The organism is Haliscomenobacter sp. (assembly GCF_041740695.1).
Taxonomy (GTDB): domain Bacteria; phylum Bacteroidota; class Bacteroidia; order Chitinophagales; family Saprospiraceae; genus Haliscomenobacter.
This window is the reverse complement of sequence record NZ_JBGSLK010000038.1, coordinates 72083-94690: the sequence shown is the minus strand read 5'-3', so window position 1 is coordinate 94690 and position 22608 is coordinate 72083. Positions and strand designations below refer to the sequence as shown.

The 22608-nt window shown below is 48.2% G+C and carries 20 protein-coding genes; 9 read left to right on the top strand and 11 right to left on the bottom strand.

Annotation, left to right across the window (positions count from 1 at the left end):
- Window positions 1-3: 3 nt before the first annotated feature.
- The 3 genes from ACEW9O_RS08350 to ACEW9O_RS08340 are packed head-to-tail and all read right to left on the bottom strand — an operon-like array spanning window position 4 to window position 3376.
- Complete coding sequence (locus tag ACEW9O_RS08350; protein ID WP_373549691.1) at window positions 4-675, bottom strand: glycosyltransferase family 2 protein; 672 nt, start codon at window positions 673-675, stop codon at window positions 4-6.
- A gap of 3 nt (window positions 676-678) precedes the next feature.
- On the bottom strand, window positions 679-1452 hold the full coding sequence (locus tag ACEW9O_RS08345; protein ID WP_373549690.1) for a type III pantothenate kinase: 774 nt from the start codon (window positions 1450-1452) through the stop codon (window positions 679-681).
- Between the two features lies 1 nt (window position 1453).
- Entirely contained in the window at window positions 1454-3376 is a 1923-nt protein-coding gene (locus tag ACEW9O_RS08340) for a S8 family serine peptidase (protein WP_373549689.1), read from the bottom strand.
- A 104-nt stretch (window positions 3377-3480) separates the two neighbouring features.
- On the opposite strand from ACEW9O_RS08340, the gene ACEW9O_RS08335 reads away from it, so the two are divergent.
- Window positions 3481-4329 (top strand): phosphodiester glycosidase family protein, encoded by an 849-nt coding sequence (locus tag ACEW9O_RS08335; RefSeq protein WP_373549688.1) that lies wholly within the window; start codon window positions 3481-3483, stop codon window positions 4327-4329.
- On the opposite strand, the gene ACEW9O_RS08330 is transcribed toward ACEW9O_RS08335, so the two are convergent.
- Window positions 4319-5194: a LytR/AlgR family response regulator transcription factor gene (locus ACEW9O_RS08330; RefSeq protein ID WP_373549687.1), complete on the bottom strand. Its 876-nt coding sequence runs from the start codon at window positions 5192-5194 to the stop codon at window positions 4319-4321. The genes ACEW9O_RS08335 and ACEW9O_RS08330 overlap by 11 nt on opposite strands.
- Window positions 5188-5367, bottom strand: a complete 180-nt coding sequence (locus ACEW9O_RS08325; protein ID WP_373549686.1) for a hypothetical protein — start codon at window positions 5365-5367, stop codon at window positions 5188-5190. Before ACEW9O_RS08325 ends, ACEW9O_RS08330 begins: the two co-directional genes overlap by 7 nt.
- Window positions 5368-5384: 17 nt before the next feature.
- Here ACEW9O_RS08325 and ACEW9O_RS08320 point away from each other — a divergent pair, with 17 nt between their 5' ends.
- Window positions 5385-5945 (top strand): hypothetical protein, encoded by a 561-nt coding sequence (locus ACEW9O_RS08320; protein ID WP_373549685.1) that lies wholly within the window; start codon window positions 5385-5387, stop codon window positions 5943-5945.
- Window positions 5946-5974: 29 nt separating this feature from the next.
- The gene (locus ACEW9O_RS08315) at window positions 5975-6985 is read left to right on the top strand and encodes an alpha/beta fold hydrolase (protein ID WP_373549684.1); all 1011 of its coding nucleotides are present in this window, start codon (window positions 5975-5977) and stop codon (window positions 6983-6985) included.
- Window positions 6986-7123: 138 nt separating this feature from the next.
- Here the strand turns inward: ACEW9O_RS08315 and ACEW9O_RS08310 are convergent, their stop codons facing one another.
- From ACEW9O_RS08310 to ACEW9O_RS08300, 3 genes are all read right to left on the bottom strand, one after another.
- Window positions 7124-7801, bottom strand: coding sequence for a spermidine synthase (locus ACEW9O_RS08310; protein ID WP_373549683.1), 678 nt, complete (start codon window positions 7799-7801; stop codon window positions 7124-7126).
- Between the two features lie 4 nt (window positions 7802-7805).
- The gene (locus ACEW9O_RS08305) at window positions 7806-9011 is read right to left on the bottom strand and encodes a GlmU family protein (RefSeq protein WP_373549682.1); all 1206 of its coding nucleotides are present in this window, start codon (window positions 9009-9011) and stop codon (window positions 7806-7808) included.
- 91 nt (window positions 9012-9102) lie between these two features.
- Window positions 9103-9363, bottom strand: coding sequence for a type B 50S ribosomal protein L31 (locus ACEW9O_RS08300; RefSeq protein WP_373549681.1), 261 nt, complete (start codon window positions 9361-9363; stop codon window positions 9103-9105).
- Between the two features lie 234 nt (window positions 9364-9597).
- Between ACEW9O_RS08300 and ACEW9O_RS08295 the strand changes: the two genes are divergently transcribed.
- The gene (locus ACEW9O_RS08295) at window positions 9598-10086 is read left to right on the top strand and encodes an NUDIX domain-containing protein (protein WP_373549680.1); all 489 of its coding nucleotides are present in this window, start codon (window positions 9598-9600) and stop codon (window positions 10084-10086) included.
- 122 nt (window positions 10087-10208) lie between these two features.
- Here ACEW9O_RS08295 and metG read toward each other — a convergent pair whose 3' ends face one another.
- Window positions 10209-12377: a methionine--tRNA ligase gene (gene metG / locus ACEW9O_RS08290; RefSeq protein ID WP_373549679.1), complete on the bottom strand. Its 2169-nt coding sequence runs from the start codon at window positions 12375-12377 to the stop codon at window positions 10209-10211.
- Between the two features lie 472 nt (window positions 12378-12849).
- Here metG and ACEW9O_RS08285 point away from each other — a divergent pair, with 472 nt between their 5' ends.
- On the top strand, window positions 12850-13956 hold the full coding sequence (locus ACEW9O_RS08285; protein WP_373549678.1) for a DUF1015 family protein: 1107 nt from the start codon (window positions 12850-12852) through the stop codon (window positions 13954-13956).
- Between the two features lie 19 nt (window positions 13957-13975).
- On the top strand, window positions 13976-15157 hold the full coding sequence (locus tag ACEW9O_RS08280; RefSeq protein WP_373549677.1) for an amidohydrolase family protein: 1182 nt from the start codon (window positions 13976-13978) through the stop codon (window positions 15155-15157).
- A 134-nt stretch (window positions 15158-15291) separates the two neighbouring features.
- On the opposite strand, the gene ACEW9O_RS08275 is transcribed toward ACEW9O_RS08280, so the two are convergent.
- Both ACEW9O_RS08275 and ACEW9O_RS08270 read right to left on the bottom strand, forming a co-directional pair.
- Window positions 15292-17463: a hypothetical protein gene (locus ACEW9O_RS08275; protein ID WP_373549676.1), complete on the bottom strand. Its 2172-nt coding sequence runs from the start codon at window positions 17461-17463 to the stop codon at window positions 15292-15294.
- Window positions 17464-17704: 241 nt separating this feature from the next.
- Entirely contained in the window at window positions 17705-18937 is a 1233-nt protein-coding gene (locus ACEW9O_RS08270; RefSeq protein WP_373549675.1) for an O-antigen ligase family protein, read from the bottom strand.
- 208 nt (window positions 18938-19145) lie between these two features.
- Here ACEW9O_RS08270 and pheS point away from each other — a divergent pair, with 208 nt between their 5' ends.
- The 3 genes from pheS to ACEW9O_RS08255 all read left to right on the top strand — a co-directional run bounded on the left by pheS (window position 19146) and on the right by ACEW9O_RS08255 (window position 22291).
- Entirely contained in the window at window positions 19146-20183 is a 1038-nt protein-coding gene (pheS, locus tag ACEW9O_RS08265) for a phenylalanine--tRNA ligase subunit alpha (RefSeq protein ID WP_373549674.1), read from the top strand.
- Between the two features lie 74 nt (window positions 20184-20257).
- Complete coding sequence (gene hisS, locus ACEW9O_RS08260; RefSeq protein WP_373549673.1) at window positions 20258-21604, top strand: histidine--tRNA ligase; 1347 nt, start codon at window positions 20258-20260, stop codon at window positions 21602-21604.
- A gap of 75 nt (window positions 21605-21679) precedes the next feature.
- Complete coding sequence (locus ACEW9O_RS08255; protein ID WP_373549672.1) at window positions 21680-22291, top strand: NifU family protein; 612 nt, start codon at window positions 21680-21682, stop codon at window positions 22289-22291.
- Window positions 22292-22608 lie beyond the last annotated feature (317 nt).

The following is a 22608-nucleotide window of genomic DNA, read 5'->3' as shown; positions in this document are numbered from 1 at the left end:
GAATCAAGTCTTCAAATTTTTTTCAAATTGTACAGTGATGCTATCCTCCGTTCTACAATACACCATCGTTTTGTACTCAGGTTCGGTTAATTTTTGCATGGAAAAACGTTGTTTCTCAATTCTGGCGAAGAGATCGGTATCGTTTCCAAACGCTATATTGCGATACCCACCAACCGCCCTGAAGACTGCCGTTTTGCCAAAAAAACTACCGTTTACGCTGCAATCATTCAGGTTTATTCTTCGGCTGGGGTCTGTTGTATCTACTACGAATTCATCGCCAATTACGACAATTCCCCCGTGTAAAAAATCTACTTCGGGATGGGCTTTTAAATACTGAAGTCGGCTCTCGATGTGATTGGGCAGGTAATAGTCGTCCGAATCCAGGATACACACATATTCGCCCGCCGCCATCATTATTGCCACGTTCAGGCTCAGGGATTGCCCCCGATTGCTGTGCCGGCTATAGCGGATGCGAGCATCGGCAAGCAGGTATTTTTGGACTACTTGCAAAGTCTCGTCGCTGCTGCCGTCATCAATAATGAGGTGCTCCCAGTTGTTGTACGTTTGTGCAATAACCGATTCGATACAAGTTGGCAGCAGTTTTTCGCGGTTGAACGTGGCAGTTAGGACACTGACTTCAGGAATAGAGGATGGATAAAGTTGTAGGTTTTTCATATGCTATTCGCTACGCTGGGTTTCAGCAATGATGCGCAGTCCTTCCAAAGTCAACATCGGGTCAATGTGGTTAAAATCTGCTTGCAAGGGAGTAAGAATGGAAGACAAGCCCCCGGTAGCTACCGCGATGTACTGCTCCCCTACCTCGCGGCGGATTTCAGCCAACATGTGCCGCACCAAACCTACATAGCCAATCAAAATGCCGCTTTGAATGGCGTGTTCGGTGTTTTTTCCAATTGGCGTTTCAGGCAAAGTAAGGGGCACTTCGGGCAATTGGGCGGTTTTTTGAAACAATGAAGCAATGGCTGTTTTTAAGCCCGGGGCAATGGCTACTCCTAAGATATGCCCTTCTCCGGTGACCGTGGTAAAAGTAAGCGCGGTCCCAAAATCCACGATGATGCAATCTTGCTGGTACAAATGATGCGCCGCCACTGCATTGGCCAACAGGTCGGTGCCAATTTCATTGGGGCGGTCAATTTGTAATTTCAACTTAGGGTAAATCGGTGGAGCTACTTTTAGGGCTGGCTGGCCAAAGAGATGTTCAGCAAGGCGCAAAAAGGATGGGGTCAATTGGGGCACTACACTGCTCACCACCACCCTGGGTCGGGGCCCCAGCAATACCCCCGCTTCCATCAACAAATCTGACAAGCGTTTTTCATAAAAAAGCGCTGCTTCGGCTTCTGTAATGGTGGGTATGCGCCAAACCTGCGACCAGGAATTGCCATCGTGTAATGCGACCACCACGTTGCTGTTGCCAATATCAATTGCAAGAACCATATTAAACGTCTGCTAGATTTTTCACAAAGCCCTGATATCCTGCCTGCGCCAAACGACTTTGCATGATGCTGGCTTCGTTGATGTTGGCGTAAGCACCTACCACTACCTTATAGAGCTGGCGGCCATTTTGATTGGACACGACCACAAATACGGGTTGTCCAAATTGTTGTTTCAACTTGGCGACGAGTGACAGTACGTTATCGTAATTGCTGTATACGCCAACTTGTACCCCCCAACCGGAGCTAGGCTTTTGGTTGACATTGACCTCAAATACGCTAGAGCCGCCACCTGAACTCACTGGTTGGGTTTGTGGTTGTGTAGTTGGCCGGGGTTGTGGTTGTGGATTCGGCTGTGGTTGTGGATTAGTAGGCATTGGTGTTGGGGTCGAGATACCTCTGCGGCGCAGGGCTTCGGCCACGGCGCGTTCAGCGTTGACCATCCCATAGCCATATTTGCGCGAATGGCCATTGATGTATTCACCGGGATTGCCAATTTTATCAGCAGTTTGGATCAAAATTTGCTTTACCTCGCGGGCAGTTAAATCTGGGTTGGCCGTCAACATCAGGGCACAAATACCTGCTACGAGAGGCGTAGCCGATGAGGTACCTCCAAAATGTTTGTACTGATTGCCCCGACTATAACCATCGATCCAATACCTTCTTTCACCCTGTTCACGTGGATCGCCCTGATCCCACCAGGCACGGGCCGCAATAATCGGCCAATCGCCATTGGAAGGTGCGCACACGGTCACTTCCATCCCGGTATTGGAATAGGGTGCATGAACACCCTGGCTGGTACAAGCACCCACGGCAATTACGTCCGGGTGTTGCGCGTAGAAATTGACGTAGTTCAAACTATCGTTGCCAACAGCATATAGGATCACACAGCCACGTCCATTCCGACCACGGCGAGCGGCATTGGCGATGATTTGTTGTTTTTCGGCATTCAATTGGTAGTTGCGATCGGTAGAACCCCAACTGCAACTGATGATATCGGCGCCGTTGTTGACGCAATAGTTAAAAATCGACTCGGTGGTGCGCACAGTAAAGGAAGTGCCACTGATCGGAATAAAGCGGGCATTGGGCGCTGAGCCCACCATACCTACCCCATTCGAAGCGGCCAAGGCCACACTGGCACAAGGAGTGCCGTGGGTGTAACGAGCATCGCCCTGGAGTACCTGGGGAGTATTGTTCCAGAAGTCAAAGGGTTTGATCACCTTGTTTTTGAGGTCGGGGTGGGTCAGGTCAAACCCATTGTCCACCACGGCAATATTGATATTGGGTGAACCGAGGCTGCCCAATTTGCGCCAGGCCGCTACCACTTTGGCATCGATGCCTCGGCGCAGTTGAACGTTGGCATCGGGTACAAAGCCATTGTTTTGCAGGTGCCACATACTGCCCATCAAGTTGTCGGTAGGCAAAAAGTATTGATCCAGAACGGTATCGATGTCTGGTTGGGCGTTTTTCACGAGGCAACTTTCTTGTAATAAGCCTGCGGTTTTGATGGGGTTGGGGGAATTGGCCGTCACGCGGGCTACCAGAACGTTGGGCTCGCGGCGCTCTACCAATTCTAAGTTGTATTCATCCAAGGCAAGCATTTGTTCTTCGTCACTGACACCCTCGTGGTAAGTGATGAAAATTTCACCGGTAGCGATCAAAGGCCGATCGCTGTTTTCTGGATAATAGACATGGGTGCCTACTTCTACCTCATCCCTGCCGCGTACCTCATCCAGTTTATCGTTGACGTTGGTATCTTCAATGCTCAATTCCACCACTTTGAAGCCGCCCAGGCTTTGGTGCAATTCTTTGTTGATGTAATCTGGCTCCAAAAGCCCCCGCGATTGAGTCATTTTTAACCCGACCAAAGCTTTACTTTTACGCAGTTTAATCTCACCTTTATCGCTGTGAATGCTGATTTGATCCATAACTCGATACGTTCTGCTGATGTTTTATAGGTGAAAAGTACAAAATATTTTAGAACTCTTGCAACTGACCGATGATGATTCGCTTGTTGACTCTTTTAATCGCTTTGCCACAAATCATATTTGCACAAATAGATAGCGTCCAGCTTTTGCTTAAAAAAACGGATTGGCATCCGCAAAAAATTGCCCCAAGGGCCAAATGGGAACAGCATCATTTTGCCAATGCAGAGTTGTTTCATGCCAACCAAAACATCAATATCCTGCGCATTAAAAAGGGACACCGCCCCTTAAATCTTGCCTTTGGTTCAGGCGGTAAATCCCTAATTCCGACCAGCACCCAAGGCCAACAAGCAAAAGCTTTGGCAGCTTTAAACGGCACTTTTTTTGATGTTAAAAACGGTGGCTCGGTTGATTTGATGCGGATCGATGGGGTGACCCTGGATACCACCCGGCCTTCCGGTAAGGTTTTGGCAGAACACCAACGCAGTGCTATTCTGATCAAAAACAATCAGGTGCAAATCGTCAAAGGAGACAGCATCAAGGGTTGGGAAAAACGCTTGTTGACTGAAGACAATGTGATGGTGACCGGGCCTTTGCTCATCCACGAGGGGAAAAAAATCCAGTTACCTGCTCGTTTATTCAATACCACTCGCCACCCGCGCAGCGCCTTGGGCATCACCCGCAGTGGAGAAATTTTGTGGATTACCGTAGACGGGCGTGCCAAAGAAGCCGCGGGAATGAGCCTGTACGAGCTGAGCCAACTGATGGCAGCGCTGGGTTGTGTAGAAGCCATCAACCTGGACGGCGGCGGCTCTACTACGCTATGGATTGATGGAACTACCAAAACGGGCATTGTCAACATGCCTTGTGACGACAAGGTTTTTGATGAATACGGCGAACGTAAGGTGAGCAATGTGTTGCTGCTGAGTCGACGCAAGCCAAAAATCAACGATTGACTAGCCAGCTTTTAAAGGCAGCCGCTTTCTTTTGACTGACCGTGGCGGATTCAGCCATACTGGGCTGGAGCATTACTTCCAGTTTGCCGTTGGCGATGCTGCGAAAGGAGGCACAAGCTTTGGCGTTGGCCAGAATCTGTCGATTGATGCGGAAAAACTGACTAGCGGGTAGCAGGTTGGCCAACTCATCCAGTGTTTCATTGGTCATCAATTGTTGCTCATCGTAGGTTTTGAGGTAATAGATGTCATCCTGCAAAAAACAATAAGCAATCTCTTCAACGGGTACAGGCACCTGGCGGCTGCCTTTGGTGGCAATAATGATGGGAGTGGTATTGCTGGCAGCAGGTGCAATTGCCATAGTCAGAGGTTCCACTGGTTTATGCTGTAGCGTCTGGAATGTAGATTCCATTTGCCTGAAACGTTGATAAAAATAATAAGCCAAATAAAAACAATTCATCATCGCCAGGAAAAAAAGAACCACCCGGTATTCTACATACAACCAACTCGAATTAAAGATATTGTCCCCGGCAACGTAGATAAAGAAGAAATACATCGCAAAAAAGGAAAGCAATACGGGCACCACGAAACCCAAAGTGGCCTGCAAAAAAGTGCGCAACATTGAGGTTTCCAACCAATCGTAATGGGCATCTAAACGGATGCTGACCCAACGAACAAGGCTCCATACCCCAAAATTGATCAAGGCACCAATCAACACCTCTAAAAAATAACCGGGCTCCATTACAATTTCCCACAAACTCTCGGAATACCCAAGCGTTTTGATGAAATGGGCCAGAAAAATGGAGCCAATAATACGTATCCAAATATCGGGATAGGGCCGGGTCTGCACGTTGTGGATTTTCAGCACAAATTACACAAACTTTTATGGGAATAGTTCGCATTTAGCATACATACTTCAGCCCCTTTTTTATCTACTTCAGCCCAAATGCCTTCTACTTCGGCCAAAGCAGCCAGATTTTCTGCCACCCCATCTTCAACTTCCCAGTCAATAGGGGCACAAATGTTTACTGCATTTTTCACCCTTTCAAACTGTTCTGATGAAGAATTTATCTTGCTGGAGTACTTTAAGCTTACTAATTTTCTTGAGTACTTCGAGCCTGATGGCTCAAAAAAGCCTCAACCTGGGGCTGGGTTATTTTGGTGAAACGGCCACCCATCCCGGATTGGTCGCTCACTTGGAACTGGAAAAAACCCAGTCCAAAAAAGTATCCACTCTCTTCCGCGCCGATCTAGGTGCCTACGTACATGCCCGCAACCACACGGGAGTATTTATGGATGTACACGCTGGCCTGCGTCGCTACCGGACTTCGGGCTTTTTTACTGAGCAATACCTGGGTCTAGGTACCCTGTTGAGTTTTTACAATGGCGATGGAGTTTTCCAACGCGATGAAAATGGCAACATCCGCCGGGCCTCGGCTTTCGCCAATCTGGACATCATGCCTTCGGTGACCTTGGGCATCGGCTACAACCTGAGCAAAGATGATACTAGTGCCAATTTGATCTATTTCCGCCCGAAGGTTTTTTGGCAACTGCCGTTCAACAATCTCGCTCTGCCTCATGTGGCGCTGCAAGCTGGATTCATTCACCGCATCAACTAAGAACTCAAACAAGCTCCAAACCTCTAATTATGAAAAAGTTACTTTGGATGGCATTACTGGCCGTCAGCCTCTTTGCCTGCGAAAAATCAGAATTCCTCAGCGAGGGCAATTATTATTTCATTCGCCACAAAGGGGCAGCCATGCCGGTGTGGGTCAAAGGCAACCTGGAATCCGGCGTTTTTTTGATCACGGTACACGGAGGCCCTGGCTCATCCGGCCATGAATTTGCGATAACCAAAAGTTTTGCCGAACTGGAAAAAGACTACGCCGTAGTATACTGGGATCAGCGTTTTTCGGGTCTTTCTCAGGGCGATCCCAAAAAATCGACTTTGAGCATCGATCAATTTGTGGAGGATGTAGATGTGGTGGTCGATTTTGTGCGCCAGCAGTTTAATGAGCCCAAATTGTTCATGCTGGGCCACAGCTGGGGCGGCGGGCTGAGTGCAGCCTGGCTGGGCCGCAACAACAACCAGCAAAAAATACAAGGCTGGATCGATGTAGATGGTTCGGTGTTTGATTCACTGGAGGTTCAATCGGTCAAAAACTGGACGCTGGAGCGGGTTCCCGCTAAAATAGCCGAAGGCAAGGACCCTGAATTTTGGCAATACGTCGTCGATTGGTACCAGGCGCACCCCGCCCCCGTGTATTCTGACAAGGAGCCGTACATTTTTGCGGCAGCTCTGGACACCAGCTTCAACGCCGCAGCCCTGGCCGATACCAACCAGATCAATTACGGCAAACTGCTGCTGCGTTCGCCCTACTCTTTGGCTTATTTTACCAATAAAGTGGACGCTCGTTTTGCGGATGGGCTGGATTTTCGACCTGAATTGCGGCGCATCAACATCCCGGCATTAGTGTTGTGGGGAAAAGACGATCCAACCTTACCAGTGGAGTTGGCCAGCTTTGCTTACAATACCTTGGGAACGGCACCGGATCGAAAAATGAAGGTTGAGTTTGAAAAGTGTGGGCATTCACCGCATTATGAGCAGCCGACGAGGTTTGTGGCGGTGATGCGGGAGTTTGTGGAGAGGTGGAGGTAGATTTCGGTACTTGCAAACGCCTATGGCATATCATTCCTGAGGTGAGTCCTTAAGTGCCTTAGGTTTCTTAGGTGGTTAAAAAAAATTATTCACCACCTAAGAAACCTAAGGCACTTAAGGATTCACCTCAGGATACGCTCAGCGCAACATCTCACGATCATTCACCAAAATCCAATTGAACTCCACCTCAATAAAAGTCCCTTGGGGAAATACTGCTTTAAACACCTGTCCAAAAAAACGTTCTGCTTTTTTCCGATCCGCCTTGCGCAAAGCCAAGATATTGAAGAGCAACAGCCCACCCGGAGTCAATAAATCACGCAATTGCTCCAAAAATTCAATTTGCTGGAAAGGCCCAGGGATCTGATCGTCCAAAAAAACGTCCATACAGATCAGGTCGTACTTTTGGTAGGTGCTCGACACAAAAATTTCCGCATCGGTACAAATCATATCGATGGGTGATTCTAAATCGGCTAAAGTATAGCGGTAGGCCAGGTCGATGATGACCTCGTCAATTTCCACGGCGGTGATGTGGAAATCCAGTCCCTGTTTTTTCTCCAGGATGTAAGGAATACTGCCCAGGCCCAGGCCCAGCACCAATGCTTCTTTTCCTGGCAGCTCTTCCAATTTGCATTGCTCAAAAGCACGGGCAAAGTTGGTATACAAATCTTCGAAGGAATACACGGCATGAGCCGTACTCAGTTGATAGCGCCCCCGGCGCATGCTTACATAGAGGTGAGGGTTGTACTCGCTCGAGGCACTTTCCAGGTGAATTTCCACCAGATAACTCAGGTACCTTTTCCAAGCAGGAATGTGCATGTGCTTATTTTTCCCAATTGCGGTATTTGGAGCTATCCTCAAAGGTGCGCAGCAAAATCAGGCGTTCGGAAATGTCAAATTCCTTGCCTCGGCGCTGCATCATGGCTTCGGCGGTTTCAAAGGCTTTGTCCAGTTGGAAGGTTGTAAAACCTGCCGCCCCGCCCCAGGAAAAAGAGGGCACAAAAGCGCGGGGGAATCCCGCCCCAAAAATATTGGCACCTACCCCGATCACCGTACCCGTATTGAGCATGGAGTTGATGCCAATTTTTGCGTGATCGCCCATGATGACCCCACAAAATTTGATGCCAGAGGGTAAAAACTGACCAGCGGGATAATTCCAGATTCGTACTTCTTCGTAGGTGTTTTTGAGGTTGGAGGTATTGGTGGCGGCACCGATATTGCACCATTCCCCAATGACCGAGTTGCCCAGATAACCATCGTGGGCTTTATTGCTGTAGCCTTGGATGACTGAATTGTTTACTTCTCCACCTACTCTGGTCCAGGGGCCGAAGGTATTGCTGCCGTAGAGGCGCGTGCCCATTTTGACTTGTGCATGTTCACCCAATGCCAAACCGCCCCGAATGAGGCTGCCCTCCATGATTTCGGCATTTTTGCCGACGTAGATGGGACCATCGATTACATTGAGGCTAGCTCCTTCCACCACGGCACCTTCTTCCAGAAAGATGCGGCTGGGATCGCCAACGATGCGGTTGCTGTCAGAAATGGGCTGGGATTCACGTCCCTGGGTAAGCAATTGGAAGTCTTCCTCCAGTGCCTCAGCGTTTTGCGTGAAAATATCCCAGGGGTGGTCTATTTTTAAAAAAGGTGTGTCTTCGATATCGTATACGTGCAGTTGGTCGATGTCCTCATCGTGGATGAGTTTTTCCAACTGTTCCCGATCCAGTTTGGCCACAATCAACTCCTCACCTTTGAGGTAGGCCTCGTTGAACTCCATTTGCCGAATCAGGCGGATCAAACGATCCGAGGGCATCACGGAGCCGTTGATGACAATGTTTTCGTCACCGTATTCGATCGGGAATTTACTGGCAAGATAATCTTGGGTAATAAAGGAAACCTTCGCGTTGAGCCACTGCTTCCATTTTTCTTGTATAGTCAGTGCACCTACGCGTAGGGCACCTACAGGTCGGGTAAAAGTGAGTGGAAGCAATTGTTCGCGAACTTCACTGTCAAAAAGAATGACGTGCCACATAGGCGATTTAAAAGTTTGCCCGAAAATTAAAAAAAAAGTCCCAACCAAACCTGATTGGGACTTTTTTTACCGTAATCAAATGTGCAGTGATTTACGGCTTCTGAACGAATTTGGCAAATTTCTTATTGAACTTGTCAATACGGCCCGCAGTATCTACAAACTTCATCTTACCGGTGAAGAATGGGTGTGATGCGCTGGAAATTTCCAACTTAATCAGCGGATATTCAGTGCCATCTTCCCAAACAACGCTATCGCGGCTAGGAGCACAAGAACGGCCCAACCAAGATTCATCGCAAGAGAAATCTTTGAATACCACCGTACGGTAACTTTGCGGATGGATATCTTTTTTCATGGCAAACTCCTTTTTCAATTTTTGAATTAGGGTGCAAAGATAAAATGCTTTACGCAATAAATCAAAAGAGTAAGGTAAAATATTCTCAACTTTTTCATTTACTCCCTTTCAACCGAAAAACAAAGAGAACACAGTGCTTAGGGCACGATGAAAGGGTCGATCTTTTTTGGATCAACAAAAAACTTTTGCAGGAATAACTGTTTATTTGGTGAAAACCTTTCAATTCGAATTGCTATGTCTTTTCCACTCGGCCTTAAACGCGCTTGTTCCATGGTCATCTTGCGCCATCAACAACACTTCCTTTTGCTCAAACGCATCAAGCCACCTTATGTAGGTAGCTATCTGCCGGTGGGTGGGAAATTGGAGCCCTTTGAAGACCCGCGGACTGCCGCCCACCGGGAATTAAAAGAAGAAACGGGACTGGAAGTAGAAAAATTAAAATACGGCGGTTGCCTGATGGAATCTTCGCCGATAGATTACAATTGGCAGTGCAACATCTATATTGCGGATATTGATTTTATCCCACCCCCTCCTTGCCCGGAGGGTGATTTGGAATGGATTGCTTTTGCGGATGTCCCGAATGTGCCCACCCCTCCAACCGATTTTACCGTTTATCAATATTTAATGGAAGAAAAGCCGTTTGCCTTCAATGCGGTGTATGATGCGGAGATGAATTTGCTGTTTATGGATGAGGATCTGGCGGGGGTGAGGGTTTTGGGATAACTCCATACTCCGCCAACCCACGGGAATCCCACGATTTAAATCGTGGGTTATATCCGTGGGAGGCTACCCTACCGCCTCACCCCATGAATTTATTCGTGGGTAAGTGAAATAAATGCCTGCATTTATTTCACAATGCTACCGTTGCTCACCCCTACCGCCGGGCTCACCAAACGCAATCTTCCATCCGGTTCCTCCGCGCTCAGGATCATCCCATTCGACTCGATCCCCCGCAATTTACGCGGTGCCAAATTCGCCACAACCACCACCTGTTTCCCCGGCAATTCCTCCGGACTAAAGTGCTCCGCAATCCCGGAAACAATCGTCCGCTCCTCAAAACCCAGGTCAATTTGCAATTTTAGCAATTTGTCTGCCTTTGGTACTCGTTCGGCAGAAAGGATGGTGCCCACCCGCAGGTCAATTTTGGCAAAATCCTCGTATTGAATCACTTCTTTCAAAGCAGGCAGTTCAGTATTGGTCACTTCGGTTGTTTTTAAATCCTGAGCAGCAGGCGCATTTTTAATTCTTTCCGCTTCGGCAGCCAAAATCGCCGCCAGTTTGTCCTTTTGGCGGTTTACGATCTCCAGGCGACTTGTATCGCGACGATCGTTGATTTTGGGAAACAACACCTCCGCTTCTCCAACCTGGTGTCCAGCAGGCACAATGGCAAGGCCGTTTTCCAGTTTGTGCAACAACTCCGCCCAATCCCCATTTTGCACCTCTGGCAAACCAATCAGCTTGCGGAAACGTGGCGAGGTGAAGGGAATAAAGGGATGCGCCGCCAGGCTCAATATACCCACGATCTGCAAGCATATGAACATACACTCGCGGATGACCGGGCTATCGGGATTTTCTTTGTAAATGTTCCAGGGCGATACATCCTGCAAGTAGGTATTGCCGTAGGTAGAAATCTCCAAAAAGGTTTGACTGGCTGCTTTGAAACTAAAGGCCTCCAACTCCTCGCTGAAGCGCTGCACCAAGGCAGTGACTTCAGCCAGTTTGTCCTGGAGGTCGATTTTTAGTTCCGGTACTTGGCCACCAAAATACTTGTGGGTCAGGGTAATCACCCGGTTGACAAAGTTGCCCAAGTTGTCGGCCAGTTCTTTGTCGTGGTAGTCCACAAAGTCGTCCCATTTGAAATCCGCGTCGCGGTTTTCGGGCATGTTGCGCAGCAGCGCGTAGCGCAGTGCATCTTCTTTATTGGGAAAATCTGCAAACTCTTCGAGGTAGTCGTGCTGTTCGATGCCCCAACCTCTGGATTTGGAGAATTTTTGCCCTTCAAAATTCAGGAATTGGTTGGCTGGCACGTTTTTGGGCAGGGCAAATTCGCCGTGCGCCTTGAGCATGGCCGGGAAAATGATGCAGTGGAAAACGATGTTGTCTTTGCCAATAAAATGGATCAATTCCACATCGTCCCCTTTCCAATATTCCTCCCAATTTTTGCCATTGTCCAGCGCCCATTGCTTGGTGGCGGAGATGTAGCCAATCGGCGCGTCAAACCACACGTACAAGACCTTTCCCTTGCCTTCGGGAAGCGGCACGGGGATACCCCAATCCAGGTCCCGGGTAATGGAACGAGGATGTAAACCTCCATCCAGCCAGGATAGGCATTGACCCAATACGTGGTTTTTCCAGGTTTTGGGGTCGTGGTGTTGTTTGCCGTCGAGTACTCCAGTTTCAACCCACTGCTTCAGCCACTCGGTGTGGTTATCGAGTTTGAAGTACCAGTGTTTGGTTTCTTTCAGAACGGGTGTTTTGCCGCTGAGGGTCGAGCGGGGATTGATCAGTTCCAGGGGTGAAAGGTCAGAGCCACAGTTTTCACACTGGTCGCCAAAGGCTTCCGGGTGTCCACATTTGGGGCAAGTTCCGATGATGTAGCGATCGGCCAGGAATTGATTGTAGTCCTCGTCGTAGTATTGCTCAATAAAATGCTCTTCAAACTCGTCCCCTTTTTCGTGCAAACGCAGGAAAAAATCCTGAGAAGTTTTGTGGTGAATTGGCTCACTGGTGCGGTGGTAAATGTCGAAGGAGATGCCCAGTTTTTCAAAAGTAGCCTTATTCAGCGTATGGTACTTATCGATGATTTCCTGTGGGCTGGTGCCTTCTTTTTTGGCCTTAATGGTGATGGCGGCGCCGTGTTCGTCCGAGCCACATACCCATACCACCTCCTTGCCGAGCATCCGCAGGTAACGCACGTAGATGTCAGCAGGCAAATAAGCGCCAGCCAGGTGGCCCAGGTGAAGGGCACCATTGGCATAAGGCAAAGCGGAGGTGATCAAATATTTTTTTGACATGGTAACACATTTAAGCACTCAAGCTAAATTTGGCGCGAATATAAGCTTTTGTCCAACGATATAAGTGGATAAAATGGTTCCAACAACACCTTGGAGCATGTAAATAAAACCCAATTTTTACAATTGTACGACATGCATGCAATGCAATTAGTTGTATATTTGGCCATTATTTTTGTAGTTCTAGTCTATTGCATGACTCTTGGTCTTCCGTTTCCAGTATTATTTTCAGCCTTCTACGCTATCTAGCCACACTATTTTTTATTCTAGGATCATTCTTGTTCTAAATCTGATAGTCTTTGCCGCGCGGTAGGCTAAGAGAACATTATGCAATGCTAGTACTAAACAATCATGTGGCGGCCCCTTCCCTTCTGGGGCTGTCCTGCTCTAAGGAATGGGTGTAGATAACTTTGCACCCGTTCCTTTTTATTTTTATTTTGCTTTTTTGCTACCTTGTTCCCAAGTAACCGGATCCATGCAAATCAACCCTTTTCGGGCGCTCTTGCCACATTTGGAAAAAATTGAATCCAACGACACTTTTTTTGCTGCCGTAAAAGAAGATTTCCCTCATTTTGTACAAGGCGGTTGCTTTGAGTCGCGCGAAACGCCAGCGCTTTACCTTTGTTCCATTCAATCTGCTACTCATCGTGCATTGGGCATTGTAGCCTGCGCCAGTATTAAAGATTATTTACAAGGGGCTATTAAACGCCACGAAAACACCATCCCGGCCAAAGAGGAAGTACAAATTCGCTTGTGGAAGGAACAACAGGCGATGATAAAACCCGTCTTATTGGCCTATCCCAGCGTGCCTGCCATTGAGGTCTGGATGCAAAATATGGCCGATAAGCAAACTCCAAATCTGGAAATCCCTTTCCCAGCCGATGAACAAACCTACCGGATCTGGGAAATCAGTGACCCCATCGAGGTGCAATACATCCAGGAATTGTTTGCCGCCTTTGTGCCGCGATCCTACATTGCCGATGGGCACCATCGCTGCTCTTCTTCGGCGGTTTTGTATGAACGAGGTTTGATCCAGGGGAACGCTGATCCTGATTTTTTAGTAGCCCTTTTTCCTTCAAGCCACTTAAACATCCAGGCTTTTCACCGCATCTTGGATGAGGTGAGCTGGACTGCGGATGAGTTGATCAAAAAGCTGGAGCCTTACTTTCACATCGAATCTAGACCAAGCGCAGTGCTTCCAAATCAGAAATTTGAATGGAGTTTATTGGTAGAAAACCGGGCTTTTCGCATAACTTGGCGCAGTGATTTTTTGGAGCACTACCACTGGGAAAAAGCCATTTTGGACACCCAATTGTTCAACGAAGTGATTTTGCCAACTGTGTTTGGCATCGTCAATGTACGCCAGGAGACCCGCTTGCACTACGTTGAAGGCGTCAAAGGAATCGACTATTTGCAAAAAGAACAACAGCGCAAACCCCAGCGTGTAGCCTTTGCCCTCTACCCCATCGACTTGCAGGAAATGATGTTGCTGGCGGATCACAATCAGGCTTTGCCACCCAAGTCAACCTGGTTTGAGCCGAGGATGAAAAACGGGATTCTGGTTCGCCCTTTTCCAATTTAACCGACATAAAAAACGATTCATGATACGGAAGATCAGCGCTGATCGCATTTATACTGGTACTACCGATGTCGCTTTGCTCGACAAGGTTGTGATCTTTGACCCCCAGGGCACCATTTTACAAATTGATGATATCGCCGCCCACGATCCAGCCAGTGTGGAAAAACTGGATGGTGCCATCGTACCCGGCTTCATCAATACCCATTGCCACCTTGAGCTTTCTCACATGAAAGACCGAGCCAATACGGGAACAGGCCTGGTGCCTTTTTTACAAACGGTGGTCAACTTCCGCGACATTTCCATGGAAGAAATCCTGGATGCCATCGATCGCGCCGATGCCGAAATGTGGGACGGTGGCATCATGGCTGTAGGAGACATTTCCAATAAAGCAGATACGGCCAACCGCAAGAACCAAAGCCAGATCCAGTACTACACTTTTGTGGAGTTTTTTGACTTCTTGCAGGAAGAGGGTGCCGATAACTGGTTCAACAACTTCAAACCCGCCTACGACGAACAGAGCGATGGCAATCGCAATCGCAAAAGTGCGGTGCCCCACGCGCCTTATACGGTTTCGCGCAATTTGTTCAAAAAAATCAACGCACTGAACCAGCCTGGCTGCACCGTCAGCATCCACAACCAGGAAACGCCGGGTGAAAACGCGCTTTTCCAGACTAAAACCGGCAGCTTTTTGGAGTTTTACAGTGGCTTTGGTTTTCCGCTGGATCAGTTTCAGCCCAGCGGCCGCACTTCCATCCATTATGCGTTGGAAAACATGGATCCGGCTTGTCGCACCCTTTTTGTACACAATACCGAAAGTACCCGCGAAGACATCCGCGCTGCTCAGGCCTGGAGTCAGGATATTTATTGGGCCACTTGCCCGAACGCCAACTTGTTCATCGAAAACCGCTTGCCCAATTACCAGTATTTTCTGGATACGGAGGCTAAGGTCACTATCGGTACGGATAGTTTGACGTCCAACTGGCAGTTGTCGGTGTTGGAAGAAATGAAAACCATCGCGCGATTCCAGTCTTATGTGCCTTTTACAACGATTTTGCGTTGGGCGACCATCAATGGGGCGGAGGCGCTGGGTTTTGAGGACAGCTTGGGGAGTATTGAGGCGGGTAAACGGCCGGGATTGTTGTTGTTGAATTTGGGCGAGGATGAGAAGCTGAAGGCGGATACGGTGGTGAAAAGGATTGTATAAATTGAAATTTTACGTTGAAAATCAATAGCGGAGCTTTGCTTGAAACTCCCCGAAGGTTTGGAACCTTCGGGGAGTGCGCTTTGGATTCGTGGTATATTCTTGATGACTTTGTTGGTACAAAAGCCATTTTGTGTTTACTGAACCTGGATGATTTTTCCACTTACCCATTCGATCGTTCCATCGTCCAACTGGATTTTAGCCAAGCTCAAATACATACCTTTCGCAACCCATTGACCATTGCTTTGGCCATTCCAACCCTGGGTGGGGTCATTGGTCAAAAAGTCTTTGCCCCGCCAGAGGGAACGCCCCCATTGATCCCACACTTCCATGTCCAATATCCGGCCCTTGGTACCAGTATGGCTAAATACATTCAGGTGGCCACCTTCGTGTAGCAGGCCGGGAATGTAAAAATCCGCGTTGCGGTTGATGGCAAGCTCGCGGGTGGACGTCGTAGTGAATTTCACCTCCAGGCAATACGTAGAATCACAAGTACTTGGTCGGGGGATCACTCGACAAATGAGGGTATCCCGCCGGATCACCTGGTTTTCCCATACATAGACCTCACCCTTGCGCAAAGTAACTTTTTCCCGTTTGGCCGCTTTGTCACCATTGGCGGCTAAAATGGTAATGCCAGCCACCCAGGTACAGCCGTTGTAATCCTCAATGTTGATGAAATGGCTCCCTGGTTGGGTGAAAGTACGGCGAGGAGGGGTGCGGGCCTGGTTTTCCCAAGAATACCGCCGGGCAGACAACAAACCTGCCGAAATGTCCCAGGTGATGCTATCCCCAGCACAAAGCTGGACGATTTGGGTGCGGCGTTCGCGGATCCCATTGATGCCGATGGCCGGGAAGGGCAAGGGGCGCTCCACCGTAACCTGAGCCGTATCGGCAGGGCAATCTCCCGCTTTGACGATGTAGAAATAATGCGCGGCGGTATCCAGGTCGGGATTCAGGAGGTTGTTGAGCTGCAAGGCCGGAGACCAGGTGCCCCCGGGATAAGCTTTAGGCCCTAGCGTTTTGTATAAATCGATGAAGGTGCCATGTTCACAACCCTGTACCGAGGCATCGTTGCCCGCAAAGGGACGGGCGTAGGCGCGTACCCGCAGGTAGGCCATAGCCGGGTCACCTTTGATGCCATTTTTGTAAATGTTGCACAGCACGACCCGTTCGCCATCCTGCACCTCCGTAGCTTCGATGCGGTAACGAATGCTGCGCAAGGCCTCTGTAAAGGCTTCATCGCTGGCAGTGCCCAGATTGCGCAGCACAATTTTTTCCTTGCCCATAAAACTGGCGCTGATGCCCGGAAAAATACTGCGCAACTCCAATATTTCCTGCCCCGGGTGTTTGATGCCGGATTGAATTTGCACCACGAGTGAATCGATGCCGCCAATGTAGGATTTGATACTGGCATCCCGATCGGCAATGGGCAGGTTGGTGAGGCAGAGGGTATCGAGCTGAAAATGATCCACAAAGCGGCCACTGCTGTTGTCGGGGTCGAGGTCCATGCGGATGTTGAATTGGGTGCGGACGTCGTCGTCGCTGGCCATACCCCAGACCGGAGGATTTCCGCGTAACAATCGATCACATAAAGGGACAAGTTTTTTGTTTTCCAAATCAATTTCGATCAAACTGTTGATTTTGTGATTGCTGTTGGAAGAAGAGGAAAAGAGGGTAGCGTACAAGCGCCGCTTTTTGGCGGCGTAATCCCACAAAGTGACCAGCCCATAAACTCGCTCGCCTTGAGGGAAGGCCATAATGGTGTCTACTTTTTTGGTTTTGAGGTCAATTCTAAAAATCCACTGGCCGGGCGGGTGGTGGGGATAACTCTCTGCCTCAGTGATGAGCACACTGTCTTCGGGCATGAATTGTATGTCACCGGGGATAATGGCGGGAAAAGCGAAGGAATTGATTTCTTTAGTAATTAAGTTCATGGAAAAAATGGCAGAGGCATACCCAAAATAACAGTCGCCTTGTGGGCTAATGCTTAAAGATGAAGAAGAATACCGAAAAGAAATCAAAGTATCAATAATGCTGTTTTTTAGGAAATCAAATTCACATATGTGATAAGGTAGGGTATCCAGTGGGCCGCTAGGCTGCTCGCCGATGTGCCCAAGTAGCCTACCATCGGGAGTAATAGCAATTTCGGCAATGGGGAGTTTGTATTTGCCAAAACCTGTAAGGACTTTACTGTCACACAAGAAAGGGTTGGTTGTTCCAAAACTGGCCTCTACGGTATTGAAGATGATTTGCCCTTTGGTAGCTAATTGGACAAATAAAATTAGGAAAAGGGTGGTATAAAATCTCATTATTTGATGATTAAACTTCCTAGTGATAAGTAGGAGTTTTCGAAAATAATTGACTGATTATCCCGCTAAAAAAGTAGTAAAGCAATAGAAATGAGTACGCTATAATGCAAAAACTAAGCTAAAGCTAAAATAAGGCAAACAGAATGTATACTTGATTGCACTTAGGATGTTATTTTTGAGGCAAAATACACCTTCTGAATCAATTCAGCAATAAACCAATGTTAAGATTATTGTTTTGTAATTATTTTGACAAATTCATTTGCTTCAGCCCCCACAACCAAAAATAACTCGCCAACGCCACCCCCATCGCATTTTCCAAGGTAGCCTCCACCAACAAGGAAGCAAAAAGGACTACATAAGTCCCCAAAAACAACTCATCCCGATAATTGTGTTGATAAAAGATCGGCAGGAAGATAGCCACACAAAACAGCAACAAGCCCACTATTCCCGAGCCCGCCGCCACGTACAAAAACTGATTGTGCGGCATCATCACCCGTGCTGCGTTGGGGTGGTGGGCTTCGTATTGGGCGTGTACGGCTTGATCCAGATTGCCCGCTCCTACACCCAGCAAAGGCGCTGCTTTGAAGATTTTCCAGCCCACCTTCAAAGTTGTAATGCGCTCAGAATCAGACAACATTTCAGTATGCCCGCTTTGGCGCATGCGCAGATCGTACAAGGCGTAATCCACTTTCATTTTAAAACTCGGCAATACAAAATAGCCTAACACCGGTAAAGCTGCCATCGCTCCCACTACCACCAAGGCCAACCAATACCTGCGGCTCAGCCAGGCATACCGCAAACCCACTACCAGTATCGCCAAATACAGCGCTGCAATGCCACTGCGCACCGAAAGTACATGGATAAACCCAAAGAGAAACAGTCCCATTCCCGCGATCCATTTGCGCTCCTTTTCATGTCTAAAATAGTATCCCTGCCAGTACAAATACCCCGCTGACAGCACCCCAATGGCCAGCAATAAACTGAAACGGATGTGGTTGGTGGGCATGGGCATGGACTGGCCTTGTTTGATCAGGAGTTGGATATTTTCGTAGTCCAGATTGTAGTTGATCAAGATGCCCAAGCTGGCGATCGACAATACAATGATCAGCACATAAAGCAAGCTAAAATATTGACGCTGTGAAAATTGAGGCATAAAAAAGAAAGCCAGGGGCAAGATCAAAAAAGGCAATTTGATGCGCAAGCGCTCCAGCCAAAAGTCCATGTCTTGTACTGCCCAAAATCCCAACAACACAATCGTAAAATGGAGGCCGAAAACCCAAAAATCGGGCCTTTTCCAGAATGCTTTCCAGCGCTCCGCCAGAGTCGCGCGAGTGGCGATGCTTTCCCACACCGCAGCGATGGTAAAACCAAACAAACTCATGGATTGCAAAAAGGGGGAAACCACCAGCCCAATCAAAAGGGCGAGGCAGGATAAATAAGTAAAATAGAAACGGAGCTGAGAAGCTTGAAACATAGTTGAGAAGGTTGAGAAAGTTGAGAAGGTTGAGAAGGTTGAGGCTACCGCGAGCGACTTTGACAATGACACTTGCGGTAGCCTCAACCTTCTCAACTTATCGACCTTCTAAACTAAAAAATGGAACTCTGCGCAATATCGCCATTGTTATTGATTCTACATGACATGAAAATGCTTACTTTTGCCAGCGATTTTTTAAAAAATGAATATGTCTGCCAACGCATTTCAACAATTACAGGACTTGCTGCAGGAAATTGAGGTGGCCAATCCCGCCTCTGCGGAAACCATTGAGCAGTTTCGTTTGCGCTACCTGGGCTCCAACAATGTGATCAAACCCCTGATGGGCGAAATTCGGAACGTACCGAATGAGCAAAAAAAGGAATTTGGTCAATTGATCAACAAAGCCAAAGAGCTTGCCGAGGCCAAGTTTGAAACCCTCAAGGCCGTGGCCGAAGCTGCTGCGGAAAAATCTCAGGCGGCAGGTTTGGACATCACCGCACCGGGCGAACCCATTGACCTGGGCTCTCGCCATCCCGTGGCGGTAACGCTGAACCGCATTGTGCGGATTTTTGAACGCCTGGGCTTTGTAGTCGCCGAAGAACGGGAGATTGAAGACGATTGGCACAACTTCACGGCCATGAATACGCCCGCCGACCATCCGGCGCGCGACATGCAGGATACGTATTACCTCCGCAACAGCACCGAAATGCTGCTGCGTACCCATACTTCTTCGGTACAGGCCCGCGTAATGACTTCACAAAAGCCGCCCATTCGCATCATTGCCCCCGGACGGGTTTACCGCAACGAGACCATCTCGGCGCGCTCACATTGCCAGTTCCATCAAGTGGAAGGTTTGTACATTGACAAGGGTGTGTCTTTTGCCGACATGAAGCAGACCCTGTACTACTTCGCCAAAGAGATGTACGGCCCCGATACCAAAATTCGCCTGCGGCCTTCGTTTTTCCCCTTCACCGAGCCCAGCGCCGAAATGGACGTGTCCTGCTTCATTTGCAACGCCAAGGGCTGTCGGGTGTGCAAGCACAGCGGCTGGGTAGAAATTTTGGGTTGTGGCATGGTCGATCCACAGGTGTTGATCAATTGTGGCATCGATCCTGAAGAGTACTCCGGTTTTGCCTTCGGCATGGGCATCGAACGCCAGGCCATGATGTTGTACACCATCACCGATATTCGCCTGTTGTTTGAAAACGATGTGCGCTTTTTGAAACAGTTTTCCTCTGTTATATAACGGTAGAGACGCACGGTTGTGCGTCTTTCTGCTAGATGAGACGCACAACAGTGCGTCTCTACAACGACAAAAAAATGAAACCAACCACCGCTGAAGGCACCCGGGATTTCACCCCCGATCAGGTGCTCAAACGCAACTATATCTTCGATACCATCCGTTCGGTGTTTGTCAAATACGGCTACCTGCCCATTGAAACCCCGGCGATGGAAAATCTCAGCACTCTGTCTGGCAAATACGGTGAAGAGGGCGACCGCTTGTTGTTCAAAATCCTGAACAACGGTGAATACCTCAAAGGCATCAAGCCAGCGGACATTGAGGCTCAAACTTACAAAACGCTAACTCCTGCCCTGGCCAAACGCGGCCTGCGTTACGACCTGACCGTGCCCTTCGCCCGCTTTGTGGTGATGCACCAGAACGAGATCAGTTTCCCTTTCAAACGATACCAAATCCAACCCGTTTGGCGGGCGGATCGGCCACAAAAGGGGCGTTACCGGGAGTTTTATCAGTGTGATGTAGATGTGGTGGGTTCTACTTCCTTAGTTTACGAGGCGGAGCTGGTACAGATTTACGATGAGGTTTTTTCCAAACTCAATTTGCCCGTCGTCATTAAATTCAACAACCGGAAGATCCTTACCGGGATTGCAGAAGTGGCCGGTATTCCTGAATTGATGGTAGACATGACCGTGGCCATCGATAAGCTGGATAAAATTGGACTGGACGGGGTAAAAAAAGAAATGATCGAACGGGGCATTGATGAAGCGGCGGTGGAAACAATTACCCAGATTCTGGCCATTCAATCGCTGGAAGAATTGCAGAGCGCATTATCGGCCAGCGAAACCGGAAAGTTGGGCATCCAGGAAATCCAAAGCCTCTTGCAATACCTCGGTACTGGTACGACCCAGCAAGAAATCCGTTTCGACATCACTCTGGCCCGTGGACTCAATTACTATACTGGCTGTATTTTTGAAGTACAAGCCAAAGGGGTCGCCATGGGCAGCATTGGCGGTGGTGGTCGTTATGATAACCTGACTGGTGTTTTTGGGCTCAAGGATGTTTCAGGTGTGGGTGTTTCTTTTGGTGCCGAGCGCATCTATGATGTACTGGAAGAACTCAAACTTTTTCCTGCCGATAGCAGCAGTTCGCTTAAGGTGCTCTTTATGGCCTTTGATGATGCTACACACCTGTATGCTTTTGCTGCGTTGAGCAAATTGCGTGCCGCGGGCGTGAATGCCGAAATTTATCCCGATCCGGGCAAACTCAAAAAACAAATGAAATATGCCAACGATCGGCAGGTTCCTTTTGTCGTTTTGGTAGGGGAAGAAGAAATGAGCAGCGGCCTGCTCGGCTTCAAAAACATGCAAAGTGGGGAGCAGGAAAAACTGAGCATTGAGGAAATTATTGCAAAAACTCAAGTTCTTTAAAAACCACCGTGGCTTTTCGAATGTTACTTTGTAGATTTGTTCTAAATAACTCACACGACAACAGACACTCAAGATATGGAGACTACTATTACCAAAAGCCCGGTGTTGTTGTACACCGAGCAAACGCCCAACCCGGAGTCACTCAAGTTTGTGACCAATCGGATGTTGTATCGCGGCACAGCCGATTTCCGCGAAGTGGATTTGGCGCACGAGTGGTCACCTCTAGCGGTGGCACTTTTTGAGTTCCCTTACGTGAAAGGCGTGTACGTCAGCAACAACTTCGTCACGGTGAGTAAGGAAATGAACTACGAGTGGCCCGACATCATGCTCAAACTGAAAGATTTCATCAAAAACTACATCGAAGAAGGTGGTGAATTGGTGAAAGAAGGTTTTGCAGAGCATACGGCTAAAATCGAGGCGGATCGTGCCGGAGTGGCTTATACCGGTGATGAAGCTGAATTGGTGCAAAAAATCAAAGAACTAATTGATACCTACGTGAAGCCAGCTGTGGAAATGGATGGTGGAAACATTGAGTTCAAGCACTACGAAAACGGCAAAGTTTTCGTGCTCATGCAGGGCTCTTGCAGTGGTTGTCCTTCCTCTACCGTTACCCTTAAGGCGGGTATCGAAGGGATGTTGAAGCGGATGATCCCACAAGTTGAAGAAGTGGTACAAGAAATGGGGTAAAAAGTCCGTTTTCCACTTAGAGCTTGTTTAAATTTTCGCTTCCGCACAAAAACTTAAACAAGCTCTTAAATGGTAGCATTTCATCAAGATGGTGGAATGCTATTATTTTTTATTGTCATTTTTTTGCAATAAAAATTTGCATCCGTCAAAACTAAAAACTATATTTGCGATAGTACCCTTTTTATCGCGATTAAATATTAAGTGACACCTTTACTTATTCTACCCTCCCTTCCATAATCACTACACTATTTCATAATTCACCTACCCGCTCAGGCAAAATACCTGTCTAGCAAGCAATTTCATTTAAATCTGATTAT

Bases quoted from the DNA above. Each gene is read 5' to 3' on its own strand.
- ACEW9O_RS08350 (WP_373549691.1), bottom strand. From the start codon at position 675: ATGAAAAACCTACAACTTTATCCATCCTCTATTCCTGAAGTCAGTGTC.
- ACEW9O_RS08345 (WP_373549690.1), bottom strand. From the start codon at position 1,452: ATGGTTCTTGCAATTGATATTGGCAACAGCAACGTGGTGGTCGCATTA.
- ACEW9O_RS08340 (WP_373549689.1), bottom strand. From the start codon at position 3,376: ATGGATCAAATCAGCATTCACAGCGATAAAGGTGAGATTAAACTGCGT.
- ACEW9O_RS08320 (WP_373549685.1), top strand. From the start codon at position 5,385: ATGAAGAATTTATCTTGCTGGAGTACTTTAAGCTTACTAATTTTCTTG.
- ACEW9O_RS08315 (WP_373549684.1), top strand. From the start codon at position 5,975: ATGAAAAAGTTACTTTGGATGGCATTACTGGCCGTCAGCCTCTTTGCC.
- ACEW9O_RS08310 (WP_373549683.1), bottom strand. From the start codon at position 7,801: ATGCACATTCCTGCTTGGAAAAGGTACCTGAGTTATCTGGTGGAAATT.
- ACEW9O_RS08305 (WP_373549682.1), bottom strand. From the start codon at position 9,011: ATGTGGCACGTCATTCTTTTTGACAGTGAAGTTCGCGAACAATTGCTT.
- ACEW9O_RS08300 (WP_373549681.1), bottom strand. From the start codon at position 9,363: ATGAAAAAAGATATCCATCCGCAAAGTTACCGTACGGTGGTATTCAAA.
- ACEW9O_RS08295 (WP_373549680.1), top strand. From the start codon at position 9,598: ATGTCTTTTCCACTCGGCCTTAAACGCGCTTGTTCCATGGTCATCTTG.
- metG (WP_373549679.1), bottom strand. From the start codon at position 12,377: ATGTCAAAAAAATATTTGATCACCTCCGCTTTGCCTTATGCCAATGGT.
- ACEW9O_RS08285 (WP_373549678.1), top strand. From the start codon at position 12,850: ATGCAAATCAACCCTTTTCGGGCGCTCTTGCCACATTTGGAAAAAATT.
- ACEW9O_RS08280 (WP_373549677.1), top strand. From the start codon at position 13,976: ATGATACGGAAGATCAGCGCTGATCGCATTTATACTGGTACTACCGAT.
- ACEW9O_RS08275 (WP_373549676.1), bottom strand. From the start codon at position 17,463: ATGAGATTTTATACCACCCTTTTCCTAATTTTATTTGTCCAATTAGCT.
- ACEW9O_RS08270 (WP_373549675.1), bottom strand. From the start codon at position 18,937: ATGTTTCAAGCTTCTCAGCTCCGTTTCTATTTTACTTATTTATCCTGC.
- pheS (WP_373549674.1), top strand. From the start codon at position 19,146: ATGTCTGCCAACGCATTTCAACAATTACAGGACTTGCTGCAGGAAATT.
- hisS (WP_373549673.1), top strand. From the start codon at position 20,258: ATGAAACCAACCACCGCTGAAGGCACCCGGGATTTCACCCCCGATCAG.
- ACEW9O_RS08255 (WP_373549672.1), top strand. From the start codon at position 21,680: ATGGAGACTACTATTACCAAAAGCCCGGTGTTGTTGTACACCGAGCAA.